Source organism: Bacillus sp. FSL W8-0640 (assembly GCF_038007725.1).
In the GTDB taxonomy this organism is placed as follows: Bacteria; Bacillota; Bacilli; order Bacillales; family Bacillaceae_G; genus Bacillus_A; species Bacillus_A cereus.
Map to the genome: position 1 here is coordinate 2570038 of NZ_JBBOXT010000001.1, position 15601 is coordinate 2585638.

A 15601-nucleotide genomic window follows, 5' to 3' on the forward strand; every position below is an offset into this window, starting at 1 on the left:
ATTTTTTAGTGTCGTTTTTGTAAAATTCAATGCCCTTAATCCTTCGAATAGCTTTTCTCGCCACCACACGCTATCATGACCGCCTTGAAACTCTTCATAAGTAATTTGGTATTCCTTTTCTTTTAAAGCTTTATACAGACGTCTATTAGCCGTTAAAAGAGGTTTGTTTTCAAGTTCTCCTACTGCTATGTAAGAATAGAGATGAGTCGCATTAGAATCTATTGATTAAATTTGATTTTCAATCCAAGGAATTGCATTTTCATAATCATCTTTTTTCCAATGTACGGATCCAGACATTGACAACACATTTCCGAAAACATGTGGATTTTGAAGTGTTGCATAAAAAGCTGCTAAGCCACCAAGACTGAAACCAGCAATTGTTGTATGTTTTGCTTCTTGATGCACACCACGGAAGTAATTCCTCCTTGAAAAATGCATTCATTTTATCATTATAAGTTAGCTCTTCTAATCGATCGACAGGATCTATAGCAACAGCAATACAAGATGGGATTTCATTTTTGTAAATTAAATAATTAAGTGTTTTTGCGATTGGAAGGTTATGAATGAATTCCCATCAAATACAATGAGAAGTTCTTGAAGATGTGAAGTGTGAGAATAATCATGAGGCGTATAAATATGAATTTTACGTGTGTTATTTAAAATCGAACTATAAAAAGAATATGTTTCAATCTTTCCGGATGGATAATCATTTGAAGGAAAACGACTGCTATACTGCACGTCCATACCTATTTTTAACACAGACGCTTTATTGGTACCTTCTCCATCACCTCTCTTTCTCCTTTGTAGTATTCTATATGTAGTTTTTTCATTAGAATTTCTATATAAAAGTAGTCGTAAGTTATGTGTTTAGAGAAGTTATTGATTAGAAAGATGATCAATTGCTTGAATAGAAAGTTCCAATGATTTTATTCTTCTTTCTAACAGTGTTCTTTGAGGACTCCCAAGCTTTGACTTAACATAAATCTTTTCAATTGATGGCAACAAACCAATTAGAACATTTCGAGCGTCTGCTAAATCCTCTTGGGTGTAATGATGGGTTTCTTGATTCCAAATACTTTCTAACATAGCTAAGCCGATACTAGCTGCTTTGAGTCTTTTTTTCACTAATGTAGTATTTGCACCTTTTTGAGTCATCTGAGATAGTGCATTTTCAAGTTTACGGATTGTTGACTGTAAAGACTGTATAGATTCTACTTTATCTACATTTGATACGTTTTCCATATTAAACCTGTCCCTTCTTCGTTTCTAAATTAGTTTTCTTGATATTTGATAATACCATTTAGAAACGAATTTTACTCGAAATATTTGAGTTGGACATGAATTGAAAGGAAAACAGCTAACAAGCTTCTATCTCCTCCCTCTTACATATTCTATATGTACTTCTTTTTTCTCGTTAAAATACCTACATGGACAAGGTGTTAATATTGTATATTTTATGAACAAAAAACGTACAAACAGCATCACTTGTACGTTTTAATTTTTATTCAGTAAGATAATAAAGTAATAGCTTACGGGTCTTTTCATAATTCATGAAATCTCTATATAAAATGGGATAATTCATAATCTCTGTTTCTAGAAAACAATATTGCGGAAACCACTCAAAAAACGATTTTCTTAGCCACTTAATTTGATTAAACACAATCTCCTGTTCATTATTATTAAGCACGTAACTTAAAGTACCTGCTGTATGCATCCAATAATAATTTAAATCAGCGCTTATACAATCATCTTCTGTAAACGTATTATTAAAATCTTTTCTTATGAATGTCACAATTCGGAAACGGTTTATACAGTAGACTAGGCATGTTCTGCAATTCATTAAAAATAACCTTTTTACCTACCACTCCTTTATTTCTCTAGCCAATTTAATAAGTTTTCATAATGATATTGAGCATCGATATACCCAAGATTATATAAATTAACGAGCTTTTCCTTATTTCTTTCTATTCCGCTTATAGGAAGCTGTACACTGGGTTGAATTACATAAAAATTATCTTTTTGTTCTTCTTGATTCATATAAGATATCGTCTCGTTATAAAAACGATAATGGTCTACTAAATTCTCTGCGATTTTTGGATATTTTCTATATAGAATTTTAGCTAGACCAGAAAATTTATTTCGCTGCTTCTCGTATCCTTCTGGCTTTGTCATAATTACAACGTTCTTTTCATAACCATCAGTTTGAGCTTTTAAAACTGGTATAGGATCTATAATTCCTCCATCTAGTAATTTTCGATTATCATATTCTACAGCAGGTGCTATAAACGGCACAGAGCTGGATGCACGGATGATTTTTAAAATATCATTTCCATGTTCTTTTTTATTATAATAAACAGCTTGTCCTGATTCGCAATCAGTCGTCCCTATAACAAATTGTTCATTACAGTTTAAGAAAGTTTGAAAATCAAATGGAACAATTTTATTAGGTACTTCATCAAATAAAAAGTCCATTCCAAATAATTCACGTTTTCGAATTAAATTTCGATAAGATATATACCTGTAATCTGATACTAGCTCTGTATTTACTTTCTTATTTCTCCCTTGTTGACGCGACAAATAGGTTGCTCCCATACAGGCTCCAGCTGATACGCCGACTACATATGGAAAGAATAAGTTCTTTTCCATGAAATATTCGAGTACACCTGCAGTATATAAACCTTTCATTCCTCCGCCCTCTAATACTAAACCGATATTCTTCATTCTATATCCCTCTGCTTCTTTTTTCTTAATTTCATATTAGCATAAGATTTTAAGATGAGGTTATATAAACTAATTACAACAATAACCAGAAACTACTAAAGTAATGTGATAATATCTTTGTGAGTAACATGTTACAATATAAGTAATTCATTCCACATATATTAAAGGAGGAATTTAATATGGGTTTATTTAGCGGTATTTTAGGAAATGCATCAAATACGAGTTCTGAAAGTGTAGAACGTGATTTAGAGAAGATTATGCTAGACGATGAAAAAGTAGAGCATGCTTATAAATTAATTCGTGATCTAATCGTATTTACAAATCGTCGTCTTATATTAGTAGATAAACAAGGAGTAACTGGCAAAAAAACAGAATACCATTCTATTCCTTATAAAAGTATTACACAATATAGCATCGAAACGGCTGGGCATTTTGATTTAGATGCAGAACTTAAAATTTGGGTGTCTAGTATGGAGGAACCAATTACGAAAGAATTTAAAGGTGACGATAGTATTTTAAGCATTCAAAAAGCGCTAGTAACCTTTACGACAAAGTAGTGGTTTTTGTATCTTTATTCATTTTCAAAATTACTAACCCGAGTATTTTGGAAGAACATACATTATTTTTGTATATTTAATCTAAAATAACATAAAAAGGTAAAGCGTATTTTAAATGCTTTACCTTTCTTTTTTGTAATAAACAAGTGTAGTTTTATCATTTAATTTCTTTATTACTTCTGTTCTTTTATACCCCATTTTCTCGTATAGAAAACAATTTCTTTCTTCTTCTAAAATCGTAGCAAGTTCAAAACTTCGTGCTTCTGGAAACATTTCTTCAATTAAAATAAGTACCTTCTGAGCAATTCCTTTCCCTTGATAGATTGGATGAATAAACATTGGACTAATCCAAAATTTATAAGGTAGTTCTTTTGCGGATATACATATCGCTCCAACAAGTTTCGAATCTATTATCACCTTATAAAAATTACTGCTGGGATTATTTATTCTAAAAATAGTTTTTTCAATAGTTTCATTTGCTGGATTTGTTTCATAGTCTTTATATTTATGTAATAAAGAGCTAAATGAGTCTATTTGCATTTGAAATATAACTTCTGCATCAGTTTCTGTCACCTTTTCTAATATAATCTCCATGTTACCAATTTAGACGCTTTCTTAAAGAAGTAATATGAGCGGTATGGTGACGACCATGCCATGCATATAGTCCTATTGCAACAGCAAGTTTTGTTTCACCAGTTTCAGGATGGTTAAATGTCTTTTCTAAATCTTCAATTTCTAGAGAATATAAAAGATTAACCCATCTTTTATGTAATGAATCTAGCATTACTAGTGAAACATCTACCGGTAATTTTGAATCAGGTAACTCTGCCCACTTCTCTTCTTTATACGGCTTAATAGTTGGATTCTTTTCTGTCAGTGCTAATTTAAAGCGTATGTAGCTATTCATATGGCTATCAACGACGTGATGAACTACTTGACGTACAGTCCAACCTCCAACGCGATATGGTGTATCTAACTGCTTCTGATCTAAATCTTTAATTGCCTTTGTTAGTTCATTAGGTAAATCTTCAATTTCTTGAATCCATGTATCAATCATTTCTTCAGTTATAGGACGTTTGTATGTAAATTGGCCAATTGGATAACGTAAATCATTCATGAATAAGTCCTCCTTATTATAAGTGCGAAGTATTTCTCCAAATATAGTGTACAAACTTCACATGTTCTCCATTTAATTCTACAGATGTTATATCTGATTCGTTTTGATAAGAAGAAAATCCGCTTTTTTCTAGTACAATTTGTGATGCGAGATTATTAGTCGTTGTTTTAGCATGAACTTCAGTAATTTCATTATTTTTCGCTACATCTAAAATTAATTTTACGGCTGCTGTTGCAACTCCTTTTTTAGTGAATTTTTCTCCGACACGATACCCGAGCGAACTAATTCGAGTTTCCGTATCTATATCTACTAAATTGATTCGCCCTACAATTTCTTTTTCTTCATTACGAATTAAATAAAAATAAGAATCTCCATCTGCCTGTTCTATTAATAAATCGTCTAGTAGTTTTTGGAAATATTCAAATTCAAAATATTTCGAGCCACGATTTGGTACCATTGTTTCAAAAAAAGATTTATTTGTAAGTTCAAACGTAAATAAATCCTTAGCATCTTGTTTCTTTAGTTGCTCTATGTATATTTCCATCCCGTATTCTCCTTCTTGATTTACTAACTGTTATACATTCTTTTTTAATCAATTATATTCCTGCTATTTCTTTCGATTAAGTAATACAGATAGTAGCACTTTCGGATGAAAGAGATGAAATGGACTACGAATTAAATTCATCACTCGTACTAACCGAATATAAACATCAGAATTACTTGCGGATAGTCGATATATTTGCTTCGTATACCATAGTTGAAATTTTTGTTTTGTAGTTAATTCTCTCTTTAGTTGCGGGTGACGTGATATTTCTGTTGTTGTCATATCCCAAGGAGTTTCTATTATAGTAGCTGCCTTTTTATAAAATTGTTGTGTAAATGTTTTATCAAGTTGTTTTCTATCTTGCAAAAGTAATTGTAATTGGTGAGCCTCCATAGCAGCAACTGATACGCCTTGGCCGAAAACGGGATCAAAACGACATTGCGCATCTCCAATAACTAATAATCCTTCTGGTACATTATTCACTAAATCAAATCGCCGGCGTACTTGATAAGGAATTTTGTATGTCTTTATATCAGTAATTCCCTCAGCCTTATTTAAGAAGTCTGTAACATTAGAAATTGATAGATTTTCAGCAAAATCATAAAACTCATCATCTGTTTGTGGTGCTTTCTCATTTGCGTATCCACTAAAAGTAACAAAATAACGATTATCTTCTATCGTTTGAATAAGAACGCCATAAGGGTTATCAGGGAAACTAGGAGACATTAGCATATTACAACAGTCTAACTCCTCATTTTCTTTAAGTTTGAACATTTTCGTTGCGTAAAATAAATCAATACGAACTTTCTCTTCTTGTACTTTAATTTCGTATTCTCGTAGCCACTCTATACTTTTTGAGCCAAATCCACTCGCATCAACTACAAGATCCGCATGAACTTCTTCTTGTGTGTTTGTCTCTAAATATTTAACTTTTACTCCACACACTTTGTTAAGCTTTGCATCTACCAATAACCCTTTAACTAATGTTTCATATTTAATAGTAATATTTGAAATTTGATGTATTCGTTTTTGAATATGCCATTCTAGCAAAGGACGACTTTGTTGAATCATATGTACTTCCCCTATGAACGGTTGTTTCCATAGACCGAATTGATGCCATTTCAAATCACGCGTAAAGTTGTTTATAATACTACCCGCTTCTATTAATTCGTTCGTAATATTAGGAAACAATTCTTCAATTGCGTTTTCTCCACCTTTTAATAACACGTGAGGATGATTACTTTGTGGAACTCTTTTTCTCGAAGACTTTCCATCCCATCTTTCACCAGCTTCTATAATGATTACTTCTTTAAAAGAAGTTGATAATGCTTTTGCTGCAAACTTTCCTGCCATACTTCCACCAATAACGATAGCCTTATTAAACATATTTTCCCCCTTAATAAAAAGAGATCCTGCCTTGTATGAATGAAACAGGATCTTAAACTAATTAACTTCTTTATCATTATACTTAAAATACATCAGTAAATTGCAACATTAAAATTAAAATACCTAATCCCCATACGTAATACGCGAATACTTTTAAGGAGTGACGTTTTAAATATTGAATCATCCATGAAACGGCTATGTATCCAAAAAACGCTGCTGATAACGTTCCGACAATTAAAGATGTACTAGAAATAGATTCTGCTTTCCCTTGAAAAACGTCTACAAATTGCAAAATGATAGCTCCAACGATGGCTGGTGTCGATAGTAAAAAAGAAAAGTAAGCAGCAGTTTCACGGTCTAATTTTCTCCATAATGCAGCGACAATTGTCATTCCAGAACGGGAAATGGCTGGAAAAATAGCAGCAGCTTGAAATGAACCGATAATTAATGCGTCTTTATATGTTATGTCATCCATTTTTTTACGACCATTCTTTTGTTTATCTGCCATGTAGAGAAAGAATCCGGTCACTAAAAACTCCCAACCGATCGTGATTCCTGTTTTTGAAATATCTTCAAAGAAGTCTTTAAACAATAAACCAATTACAACTGCGGGTATTGTCCCAACGATAAGTAATAACATGAGCTTTGAAAATGGGTTTTTAATTAAATATATAAATTCTTTTTTGTAATAAATAAAAACCGCAAGTAAAGTCCCAATATGCAGCATCGTATCTAAAAATAAGCCAGCCTCATCTAATCGGAACAAATGCCTTCCTAAATAAAGATGTCCGGTACTACTGATTGGTAAAAATTCTGTTAAACCTTGAATTATACCTAGTATGAAAGCTTCTAACCAATTCATGATGGTCTCCTTTCTCTTTTGCTTGTACCAATATATGAGGGTTAAATTTTCGATATGAAAAAAACTATATTTCTCTATGAATTTACTTTTTATTTATGGATATATATGTAAAGAGGGTTAAGGAGGGTTATTATGTGGAAGCACACAAAATTCGGTAATGTATTACTTTGGGTGGGCCCTATCCTTGTATTTTTAGGACTATGTATGACAAATGTTATTTCAGATATTCCTTTCTTTGAGGGAAAACATAAAACGGTTGGTATTGTACTTATATTTATAGGTGTAATCTGTTTTGTTGCTGCTAATCATTTGAAAAAAGGAGAAAGATATGAAGAATAAATCTAAATAAAAAACAATCCTTGCATATTAGCTAGGATTGCTTTTTATTAATGTTGATTATTTGTAGAATACTTTATCAACGTTATATTTCGCTTTGTATTCATTAATGATATATGTTTCGTAAATTTCTCTTTCTGTTGGATCTTCTACGATACATGCATCAATGCGGTATACTTCATCACGGTGATTTTTAATTGGTGAAACATTATCTTCAAAATGCTTCTTAATACGTTGTCTAATTTTACGAGCTTTACCTACGAAAAGAAGTTCGTCATTAATATTGTAAAACATAAAAATGCCGCCTTTATCTCTAGGGAACAAGTGGAAATCGATAAATCCATTAATTGGAGTAATGATTGGCTCGTCTCCTTTAATAACTTGTTTACGTTCAGTAATTGAAACATCAGCTTCAGGAATATTAATTTTAATCAAGTTCATTCACGTCCTCTTTTATTATAAAGATAAATAATAGCATACATAAGTAAGAAAAGCTATGTTCAGAGGCATATTTCATTTTATAATTCAAATATTATAGGTGTATCATGTGAACTTTTCTTCCAAATCATATGATCACTGGATTCTCCCCAGTAATCTTTCAATACATAGCTAGGTTTTCCAAACTTTTTCATCCATATACTTTGCGCATTTTTATATCCACTATCTAAACAATATTCTGTTATCCCTCTACTAAGTAATGTAAGAAACATTGTATGTAGTAATAAACTCCCTATTCCCTTTCTTTGATACTCCGGAAGTATGAATACAGTTCCTATTTCATACAAATTTTTAAGTACACCACCTGTACAACTATTAATCAATGTACTTGCTGGACCGATTTCGATTGTTCCAATGATTTTATCGTTACTTGTATCAATTGCTAATAAAAAGTAACGACTTTCTCCGTTACTATCAAAGTCACTTTTCAAATACTGCTTTTTTGAGTTAATTTCATTTTCTATGTCATCTAATAATTGTGACAATCCTTCATTTTTGTATGTATTCGTAATAACTATACGGAAAAATAAATATAGTTCATCTACATCATTCAAATTCGGTCTTCTAACTGCAACGTTAGTCATGAATTCAATCTCCAATCCTCATTATGCCATTGTCAATACAACACTTTATATAATCTATTCATCATTATTCTGCAAAAACCTGCATAAATCCAACAGTATAGAAAGCTCATTATAAATATTGATAAAATAATTTTTATATCCATAGTTGTATGAACAGCAGGACCAAGTACCGGAAAGTGGAAAACATCGAGAACGATCATAATACCTATAAGTAGACAAGTTGCTGAAAAAGAAACAATCCAAATTCTCCTCTTTAATTTTAAAAAGGATACTCCTAAGGCTAGACCTAATAAGCCTGTAGTAAAAGGAAAGACAATTAGTTCACTGGGCTCAATAATAAATAATAGAAAAATAGTAAGAATATAAGAAAGTATTCCCTCACGAATAGAATAGAAAATAGCAAAAAAAATCGGTAATGTCGAAAATGGACTAATGAGCAAACCTATACCAGGAACTAAGTTCCCAGCTGCTTGAAACATGGTGGCCAATGCACTCATCAAAGCTGTAAGTACTAACTTATTCGCAAGGGACAATTTTCTTTTATGAACAAAGCTCGTATCATGTTCTATCATCAGTTGATACCAATAACGTACAAACCAATTCATTAAAATACCCCCTAAAGATACCACATTCATTACTTTCTATATTATTCATACACTTATGGTTTATGAGTTGCTTTCTACTAGTTATAAATCACTATATAATAGATACTTATAGATTGAAGATTTTTAGGGGGACAAGTCAAGTTGTGCGTTTTGGAAGCAGAATAAACTCTTTATGTTTTTAAACTGAGAATTTATATCGTATCAAGGAATAATTTCAAAAATGGTACCTTTGTTAAAATCAGTTACTTTCATAGAACTGTAAACTCCTAAATATAATTTAGTTTGATCCGAATTTGTTCCTAAACTCATATAATAAGCTGGTTGCGTACCAAAATCATAATTGGTTTCAATAGCATGAAAGTCAGCATGTTTACCGTCTGTACCTGCTCTAGTATAGGCTAAAACACCCTTAATTGGAGACTGAGATTCTCCTTTCTTGGCAAGGTCAGTAAAAACAACGCTACCTGTTAAATTTGGAATTGCATTTCCCATATATGGCTGAACTCCTGTAAGTGAAGTTCCTCCAAACTTATCTGTTCTAGAATCTTTATGAAAATAACTAAGTAGAGGCAGAATACGCTTCACTGAAGTTTGTATTGTTTCATCATAATAAACCATTGTTCTCTCATCCAAAGTCTGATTCTCAGAACAATGTCGTATAAAAGAAGTAGGCAAATCCCCTTCCCATCCTCGCCAACCAAAATTGATAAACCCATTTTGATTGAGAGTTAACCTCATAAAATGCATTTGAACAAGTTCTGTTACCGGTATAGGTTTATATTGAACAAATGAAAAAATAGACTCTACAATATCTTGTCCGACATTTCCGGTGTATTTGATATATTGATTATAAAACCTTTGAAATGAAATGCCGGTTATATTACGTACTCCTTTTGCAATTACTGTAAGTGTTTCTTGTATAGATAAAGGAAGTTCATTAAAGCGTGTAACTACAGGAGGGTTATTTATAAATGTATTTTTACTTACATCGATTTCAATTATTTTTCCTGCTATTTCTAAATCATCTTGGCTTAAATTAAATGGATCATAACCTGATCCGCCATCTCCATTTGTAAAAACAAGTTTTCCAGTCTCAGGTGAAAAGTTTAAACTATTGACTCCGTTATGATTAAAAAATGGTCTTCTTACATTCAGTAATGTTCGTCGTTTTTGAGCTTGACCATTAGATTGTAAAGTCCATTCTTCCACTGTATCAATGTGATCATATTGCGTATTTCTATTAAACCACTTTAAATTTAACGTTTTAGGGTCACAAGGATTCGGTTTAAATTGCTCAGAAAATGCACCTGGCCCTTGAGTTCCAGCTACTGAATAATGAAGATAAAATAACCCATTTTGATAAAATTGTGGATGGAACGCAAGTCCAAGCAATCCGCGTTCATCATAACCGCTACTAGAAACACCTTCTTCAAATGTACCTAATTTAATAATTAGGTGACGAATATCTAAAAATGTCTTTATAACTCCGTCCCCTATGTAAAAAATCTCCCCTAATTGAGTTGCGATAAATAGTCTTTCGGTCGATTCACCTGGAAGTATCGTTGTTTTCAATACAGTTGGTAAATTTACGTTATGAACAATGGGTCGTAAACTAACTTTAACTTTTGTCAATTAACTGTACACCCCTTTTTCTTCTTTTTTATAGAAGAATATGATTAGAGTAGTTCTGTTAGTATCAAATAAGTCGCATTCCTTTTTATTACAATTTTGTATATAATATAATTATAAATAATCTGGGGGACGAACTATGATAATCGTACTACAAATCATCTTACCACTGATTTTCACAGTCTATTTATTTACCCTCTATCGTAAAGGGACGTATGGATCAGCTTCATTTCTTTTAGCAGTCATGATAGGAATTTTCGGTTTAGAGAATATTTTTCAGCATGCTAGTCTAACAGATCATGCTATTTATCCATATTGGGGCAGTTTGAAGGCTGTTGTTATCGTTTTATCAGTCGTATTTCTATTTAAAAAAGGTGGTTTAACAGAAAAATATTGATTTTTAATGCGTTACATATTTTCTTGTTAAATTGCTTTTATTTTATAAAAGAAGAAATATTTATGTAAAAACACGAAGGGATGTGTTACATATGTCTATAAATATTATTTCAATAGTATCTATCATAATATGGATTGTGTTAATTACAGAACTTATAAAACCTTCAAAAGAACAGAATGGACGAAAAATAGTAACTTTAGTAACTGCTGGTTCCGCATCAACACTTATTTTGACGGTTTCATTTATTCAAAATGTCCCGTTTTGGAATTGATAGTGATATAACTAACAAAAATATGTATAAATAAAAAGATTAGGATTTACTCCTAATCTTTTTATTTTTTGAGGTAACACCATATGCCCAGCAAGCTAAGGTCTTGAAATAGCCCCTAAACAAAATTTGAAATTTTTCTAAAGTTATTTATGTGAATTTAACTCGTTTTCAGGAACATATATGGTCCTTTTATAATTTGAAGTTCTTTTTAAGCTTCTTATATTTTCTATACGAACGCCTAACAATGTTTAACATAAAATACGGTATTTTAACCGGGAAAGGCAATTTATATATGAAAGGAAAATAAAAGGTGAAATATGCCTTTTCTAGATCTCTCCACTTACTATCTTCTTTTGTTTTTAAGAAATCAGATACATCGACTACATATCCCCTTCCTTTTTCCATCATCACATTTTTCCCGTGAACATCACAAGGAGTTAACCCTTGTTCCCTCGCATACTCTAAAGCCTCATTAATATCAAGTATTACTTGCTTAGGAATTTTAATACCCTTATGAATAGCATCGTATAAGGTAATTTCTTTTAAACGTTTCAATACTATGAAATTTCCCCCTTTATATATAAGCTTTGAATAAGAAGGATGATCTCCAATTCTTCGGTATACTTCTGACTCTTTTTCAATTCCTTCTCCTTCTCGCACGTAAACTTTCACTACCCAATCTTTGTATTCTTTGTGCATGAATACTGCGGCATAATTACCTGTTCCTAAACACTTCCAAAGTCTAGGAATATCTTTAACTACTACAGGCTCGAATTCATCCTCACTTCTTATACTTACCTCTTTTAATAATTCGTCATTTATCAATCCCACAAAACTATTTATACTCATCATTCCCACTCCGGTTTTGCTAAAAGGGGGCCTACCCACATTTTAACGAAAATATACACTAAGCGAATTTTAGCATAAAACGAGTCAGCTTTCTTCCTAAAATAAAAAGCTGACTCGTTTTATTTGAACTGTTGAATACTTAATATTTATTCCGTTATTCATAGCCAAAAACCGTACGATATAAAAATATTTCTAACTATTTTCATTTTTTCAGAGGCAACTGTATAGGGCTTTTCTTAGTGCAAGTTCTCTTCGTTCATTACCCATGTCAAATCTATAAAACATTGTTTAGAAGTGTAGCAAGGGTTTGTTAATGGTTCAATTCTTCTTCCACAACTATTTTTGTTAGCAAAAACTTTTATTGTTTTAATAGTCTTTTGTTTAATTCCCACAATGCTGTTTTGTTGCTATCCCATTTCAAAAGCGTTACTGCTTCCTCAAAGCATAACCATTTATAATTAAAGTGTTCTTTAGATAATGATATGTTTTTTGTAGGGACTTTAACTCCAAAAGAAAATTCTTTTATTACATAAACCTCTTCTCCCCAAAGGAATCCTCTAACTACATCCTCTACTGGTAGTGAAGACACAGAATCTAATTGTATATATGGACATTCTCTTGTAATACCAGCCTCTTCAAACGCTTCCCGTTTTGCTGATTCAATAGGAATCTCACCGACTTCTCCGCCACCAGCTATTCCTTGCCAATAACTATAATCACTTCGGTTGAAAATAGCATATTGAATGGAATCAGTAGTTTTTATATAAGGAAATATCAATACTTGATATGGCGCTCTCATTGCTTAAGCTCCTCTCAAAAATAAGTTTTAAATAAATATAAATAAAGAGCCGACATCACAATTCGACATTATTAATGCAGGTTTATAATGTCGGCCTTCTATTTTTAAAGAATTTTATTTTTCATAAACAGGCTTACTCTTAACAGAGGGAAAACTGCTTATTCCTTGTCGAATTTGTTTAGCATGGTTCTTCCTAAATGTTAGCAGTACCCTATATTATTCAATTGCGCCAGCAACATCATAATCATTTAAATCTAACTCAATTGGTTGTCCCAGCGCTAATTTAGCAAGTTCCGCTCCTAAGTATGGACCAGCTGTTAAACCCGAAGCTCCTAATCCATTCGCAACGAGAATTCCTTCAAAGTTAGGTAGTGGTCCGATAACAGGTAAGAATCCTGGTGTGAATGGTCTGAATCCAACTCTCGTTTCAAGCATTGTAGCATTTTCTAAGCCAGGTGCAACTGCTAATGCCTTATGGAATACTTCATGTAAACCACCTGCTGTTACACGATGATCGAAACCAGTATCATTCTCATGTGTTGCACCAATTACGACATGCCCATTGTCAAACGTTAAAATATATTGATCGTTCGGTGGCATAACAACTGGCATATTTTCTGTTGCTGTATTCTCGATTTGCAGATGAACAATTTGTCCTTTTTGGAATGTAACTAAGAAATTAATTCCTAATGGATTCAAGATTTCATTCGCCCATGCGCCTGCAGTTACAATAACCTTTTCTGCTAAAATTGTTTCATCGTTTACTGTAACTCCCGTAATATGATTTCCTTCACGGACTAATATAGCATCGCCTTTTATTAAAGTTGCACCATGTTTTTTCGCAGCACTTATTAATGCATTGCGTAATAATCTTCCATTTACTCGTGCAGCACCACTAATATGAACAGAACTATATTCGTCTGATAATGCTGGAAATAATTTTTTTGTTTCTTCAGCTGATAAGCGAGTGATTTCACCAATCTCTGGGGCATCTTCACGTCGTTTATAAGCTCGCTCTTCCATTTGATCTAACTTTTTCTCGTCAGTATGTAAACTAATTGCACCTACACGATTATATCCTGTGTCAGTTTCACCGTCTTCTTCTAATTGCTGAATTAACGAAGAATAGTAACGTGCACCGCCTTTAACAATTTTATACCATGCTTTATTACGACGCTGCGATAGCCATGGACATACAATACCTGCTCCTGCATCAGTTGCTTGTCCTAATTGTTGGCGATCCACGATAGTAACATTCGCACCTGCCTTAGCAAGATGATAAGCAGTAGACGCTCCTAAAATTCCAGATCCAACTACAATATACGATTTCATTTCAAACACCTTTTCTCTTTTGCTAATTATATAAATATAAGAACATTCCTTAGTATAATGGAAGGAATGCTTTTTTCAATGTACTCATCACAATTAATTGTTGCAGCATTGTGACTTTCTTAATCATTATTTTTTCTTCTTACGGAATAATTCAATTGTTTTATAGCCTTGTGAAAGGATCTCTATCATTTTCTCTAGACGTTTTTCACGTGTTTTTTCTTGTTTTACAGAAAAAAGATTACGTGCCCAATCTTTCTGATATCCAGGCGTTAAACTTTGATAAAACTTAAGTTCATTCGGATGATTAGCTAATAATGCTTCAACATCTTTAATTCGATCTGCATAATCGGCAACACATTGACTCATAGCAGATGTTTTCGTTGTTTTTTTCTTCTCGCGTTTTAAACCTACAACAGTAAAGACTTCATCCATACTTACCATTCGTGCAAATTTAATGTCGCTTTCTCCCACATAACCATCTTCTCCAACGTTTAATGCCGGAAACATCTCATCACGGTGAATAAACGTACTATAACGAGCATTACCTTTTTTCGGATATGCGAAGAATACGTAACCTTTTTCAATTAGTAATTCTTCATTACTAATAATAAAATTCGTTTGTTTCACCATTTCATCAAGCGTTTCTACAAATATAAAGATAGCATCGTGTTCTTTTGAGAATGCAGTTTCTTTACCTGTAAACATGTCATAATCACTTGGTTCGTTAATAACGACCATATTTGTATACTTATTAAGTTTCAATTTATCAATAACTGACATAATAATCTTCCTTTACATTCAAAATTCATTGTACATACTTTTTCGTACTGTTCTAGTGTATTATATGTATTAAGAAAATCAAACTTTAAATCGTATTATTCTGCTGCAAAAGAACATAATTCTTTACTAGATGGGGTGGTTTTATGCCATATGTAATTCGAGATGAAGGGCTAGTTTTACAAGGGGATGATGGAAAAGAACCAATTTTTCATACATATGAAGAAGCTGAGAAAACATTAAAAACACTAACTATACCGCAGTTTCCGAAACATATTAGAAGAAAACCATTTACACCAAAAATAATAAAGATAGCCGCTTCTGAATAAGAACCGTC

20 protein-coding genes and 2 pseudogenes are annotated in these 15601 nt (G+C 32.3%); 5 read left to right on the forward strand and 17 right to left on the reverse strand.

The genetic code is table 11. The features are described from left to right. Positions 1-6: 6 nt before the first annotated feature. The 4 genes and pseudogenes from N2V80_RS13300 to N2V80_RS13315 all read right to left on the reverse strand — a co-directional run. A pseudogene (locus N2V80_RS13300) lies at positions 7-783 on the reverse strand (alpha/beta hydrolase); the annotation flags it as partial. 93 nt (positions 784-876) lie between these two features. Further along, the gene (locus N2V80_RS13305) at positions 877-1242 is read right to left on the reverse strand and encodes a hypothetical protein (protein WP_000432685.1); all 366 of its coding nucleotides are present in this window, start codon (positions 1240-1242) and stop codon (positions 877-879) included. 259 nt (positions 1243-1501) lie between these two features. Continuing rightward, a pseudogene (locus tag N2V80_RS13310) lies at positions 1502-1826 on the reverse strand (YxiJ-like family protein). Positions 1827-1869: 43 nt separating this feature from the next. Beyond that, positions 1870-2721 carry a patatin-like phospholipase family protein gene (locus N2V80_RS13315; protein WP_000789287.1) on the reverse strand — a complete coding sequence of 284 codons (852 nt, stop codon included), beginning with the start codon at positions 2719-2721 and terminating at the stop codon, positions 1870-1872. A 179-nt stretch (positions 2722-2900) separates the two neighbouring features. Here N2V80_RS13315 and N2V80_RS13320 point away from each other — a divergent pair, with 179 nt between their 5' ends. Further along, positions 2901-3278: a PH domain-containing protein gene (locus N2V80_RS13320; RefSeq protein ID WP_000522476.1), complete on the forward strand. Its 378-nt coding sequence runs from the start codon at positions 2901-2903 to the stop codon at positions 3276-3278. Positions 3279-3398: 120 nt separating this feature from the next. Here N2V80_RS13320 and N2V80_RS13325 read toward each other — a convergent pair whose 3' ends face one another. The 5 genes from N2V80_RS13325 to N2V80_RS13345 all read right to left on the reverse strand — a co-directional run bounded on the left by N2V80_RS13325 (position 3399) and on the right by N2V80_RS13345 (position 7187). Continuing rightward, positions 3399-3872, reverse strand: coding sequence for a GNAT family N-acetyltransferase (locus tag N2V80_RS13325; protein WP_002005126.1), 474 nt, complete (start codon positions 3870-3872; stop codon positions 3399-3401). 1 nt (position 3873) lies between these two features. Then, positions 3874-4395, reverse strand: a complete 522-nt coding sequence (locus N2V80_RS13330; protein ID WP_000999070.1) for a YfiT family bacillithiol transferase — start codon at positions 4393-4395, stop codon at positions 3874-3876. A gap of 16 nt (positions 4396-4411) precedes the next feature. Then, positions 4412-4939 (reverse strand): GNAT family N-acetyltransferase, encoded by a 528-nt coding sequence (locus N2V80_RS13335; RefSeq protein WP_000409242.1) that lies wholly within the window; start codon positions 4937-4939, stop codon positions 4412-4414. A gap of 63 nt (positions 4940-5002) precedes the next feature. Continuing rightward, on the reverse strand, positions 5003-6325 hold the full coding sequence (locus N2V80_RS13340; RefSeq protein ID WP_000482050.1) for an FAD-dependent oxidoreductase: 1323 nt from the start codon (positions 6323-6325) through the stop codon (positions 5003-5005). Between the two features lie 82 nt (positions 6326-6407). Next, positions 6408-7187, reverse strand: a complete 780-nt coding sequence (locus N2V80_RS13345; RefSeq protein ID WP_001104298.1) for an undecaprenyl-diphosphate phosphatase — start codon at positions 7185-7187, stop codon at positions 6408-6410. Between the two features lie 132 nt (positions 7188-7319). Here N2V80_RS13345 and N2V80_RS13350 point away from each other — a divergent pair, with 132 nt between their 5' ends. Next, entirely contained in the window at positions 7320-7526 is a 207-nt protein-coding gene (locus N2V80_RS13350) for a hypothetical protein (protein WP_000265477.1), read from the forward strand. A gap of 57 nt (positions 7527-7583) precedes the next feature. On the opposite strand, the gene N2V80_RS13355 is transcribed toward N2V80_RS13350, so the two are convergent. The 4 genes from N2V80_RS13355 to N2V80_RS13370 form a co-directional block, all read right to left on the reverse strand. Beyond that, positions 7584-7964: a nucleotide excision repair endonuclease gene (locus tag N2V80_RS13355; RefSeq protein ID WP_001048941.1), complete on the reverse strand. Its 381-nt coding sequence runs from the start codon at positions 7962-7964 to the stop codon at positions 7584-7586. A 77-nt stretch (positions 7965-8041) separates the two neighbouring features. Next, on the reverse strand, positions 8042-8605 hold the full coding sequence (locus N2V80_RS13360) for a GNAT family N-acetyltransferase (RefSeq protein ID WP_061655925.1): 564 nt from the start codon (positions 8603-8605) through the stop codon (positions 8042-8044). 32 nt (positions 8606-8637) lie between these two features. After that, positions 8638-9210: a hypothetical protein gene (locus N2V80_RS13365; RefSeq protein WP_001103993.1), complete on the reverse strand. Its 573-nt coding sequence runs from the start codon at positions 9208-9210 to the stop codon at positions 8638-8640. A gap of 201 nt (positions 9211-9411) precedes the next feature. Then, a complete protein-coding gene (locus tag N2V80_RS13370; protein WP_061655926.1) occupies positions 9412-10842 on the reverse strand; it encodes a PQQ-dependent sugar dehydrogenase in 1431 nt (476 codons plus the stop codon). A gap of 136 nt (positions 10843-10978) precedes the next feature. Here N2V80_RS13370 and N2V80_RS13375 point away from each other — a divergent pair, with 136 nt between their 5' ends. Together N2V80_RS13375 and N2V80_RS13380 are read left to right on the forward strand one after the other, a co-directional pair. Continuing rightward, positions 10979-11236, forward strand: coding sequence for a hypothetical protein (locus tag N2V80_RS13375; protein WP_000587708.1), 258 nt, complete (start codon positions 10979-10981; stop codon positions 11234-11236). A gap of 91 nt (positions 11237-11327) precedes the next feature. Next, a complete protein-coding gene (locus N2V80_RS13380; RefSeq protein ID WP_000026326.1) occupies positions 11328-11507 on the forward strand; it encodes a hypothetical protein in 180 nt (59 codons plus the stop codon). Between the two features lie 189 nt (positions 11508-11696). Here N2V80_RS13380 and N2V80_RS13385 read toward each other — a convergent pair whose 3' ends face one another. From N2V80_RS13385 to N2V80_RS13400, 4 genes are all read right to left on the reverse strand, one after another. Beyond that, positions 11697-12356 (reverse strand): serine/threonine protein kinase, encoded by a 660-nt coding sequence (locus tag N2V80_RS13385; RefSeq protein WP_061655927.1) that lies wholly within the window; start codon positions 12354-12356, stop codon positions 11697-11699. A gap of 358 nt (positions 12357-12714) precedes the next feature. Then, positions 12715-13155 (reverse strand): NUDIX hydrolase, encoded by a 441-nt coding sequence (locus N2V80_RS13390; protein WP_001202618.1) that lies wholly within the window; start codon positions 13153-13155, stop codon positions 12715-12717. A 216-nt stretch (positions 13156-13371) separates the two neighbouring features. Next, a complete protein-coding gene (locus N2V80_RS13395; RefSeq protein WP_000844389.1) occupies positions 13372-14487 on the reverse strand; it encodes an NAD(P)/FAD-dependent oxidoreductase in 1116 nt (371 codons plus the stop codon). A 126-nt stretch (positions 14488-14613) separates the two neighbouring features. After that, a complete protein-coding gene (locus tag N2V80_RS13400; RefSeq protein ID WP_061655928.1) occupies positions 14614-15267 on the reverse strand; it encodes a YdeI/OmpD-associated family protein in 654 nt (217 codons plus the stop codon). 143 nt (positions 15268-15410) lie between these two features. Here N2V80_RS13400 and N2V80_RS13405 point away from each other — a divergent pair, with 143 nt between their 5' ends. After that, positions 15411-15593, forward strand: a complete 183-nt coding sequence (locus tag N2V80_RS13405) for a hypothetical protein (RefSeq protein WP_001147161.1) — start codon at positions 15411-15413, stop codon at positions 15591-15593. The last annotated feature ends 8 nt before the right edge of the window (positions 15594-15601 follow it).

Coding starts and splice junctions, on each gene's coding strand:
- N2V80_RS13400 (WP_061655928.1), bottom strand. CDS start 15,267: ATGTCAGTTATTGATAAATTGAAACTTAATAAGTATACAAATATGGTC.
- N2V80_RS13360 (WP_061655925.1), bottom strand. CDS start 8,605: ATGACTAACGTTGCAGTTAGAAGACCGAATTTGAATGATGTAGATGAA.
- N2V80_RS13365 (WP_001103993.1), bottom strand. CDS start 9,210: ATGAATTGGTTTGTACGTTATTGGTATCAACTGATGATAGAACATGAT.
- N2V80_RS13315 (WP_000789287.1), bottom strand. CDS start 2,721: ATGAAGAATATCGGTTTAGTATTAGAGGGCGGAGGAATGAAAGGTTTA.
- N2V80_RS13395 (WP_000844389.1), bottom strand. CDS start 14,487: ATGAAATCGTATATTGTAGTTGGATCTGGAATTTTAGGAGCGTCTACT.
- N2V80_RS13305 (WP_000432685.1), bottom strand. CDS start 1,242: ATGGAAAACGTATCAAATGTAGATAAAGTAGAATCTATACAGTCTTTA.
- N2V80_RS13340 (WP_000482050.1), bottom strand. CDS start 6,325: ATGTTTAATAAGGCTATCGTTATTGGTGGAAGTATGGCAGGAAAGTTT.
- N2V80_RS13390 (WP_001202618.1), bottom strand. CDS start 13,155: ATGAGAGCGCCATATCAAGTATTGATATTTCCTTATATAAAAACTACT.
- N2V80_RS13330 (WP_000999070.1), bottom strand. CDS start 4,395: ATGAATGATTTACGTTATCCAATTGGCCAATTTACATACAAACGTCCT.
- N2V80_RS13405 (WP_001147161.1), top strand. CDS start 15,411: ATGCCATATGTAATTCGAGATGAAGGGCTAGTTTTACAAGGGGATGAT.
- N2V80_RS13380 (WP_000026326.1), top strand. CDS start 11,328: ATGTCTATAAATATTATTTCAATAGTATCTATCATAATATGGATTGTG.
- N2V80_RS13335 (WP_000409242.1), bottom strand. CDS start 4,939: ATGGAAATATACATAGAGCAACTAAAGAAACAAGATGCTAAGGATTTA.
- N2V80_RS13325 (WP_002005126.1), bottom strand. CDS start 3,872: ATGGAGATTATATTAGAAAAGGTGACAGAAACTGATGCAGAAGTTATA.
- N2V80_RS13355 (WP_001048941.1), bottom strand. CDS start 7,964: ATGAACTTGATTAAAATTAATATTCCTGAAGCTGATGTTTCAATTACT.
- N2V80_RS13345 (WP_001104298.1), bottom strand. CDS start 7,187: ATGAATTGGTTAGAAGCTTTCATACTAGGTATAATTCAAGGTTTAACA.
- N2V80_RS13320 (WP_000522476.1), top strand. CDS start 2,901: ATGGGTTTATTTAGCGGTATTTTAGGAAATGCATCAAATACGAGTTCT.
- N2V80_RS13375 (WP_000587708.1), top strand. CDS start 10,979: ATGATAATCGTACTACAAATCATCTTACCACTGATTTTCACAGTCTAT.
- N2V80_RS13350 (WP_000265477.1), top strand. CDS start 7,320: ATGTGGAAGCACACAAAATTCGGTAATGTATTACTTTGGGTGGGCCCT.
- N2V80_RS13385 (WP_061655927.1), bottom strand. CDS start 12,356: ATGAGTATAAATAGTTTTGTGGGATTGATAAATGACGAATTATTAAAA.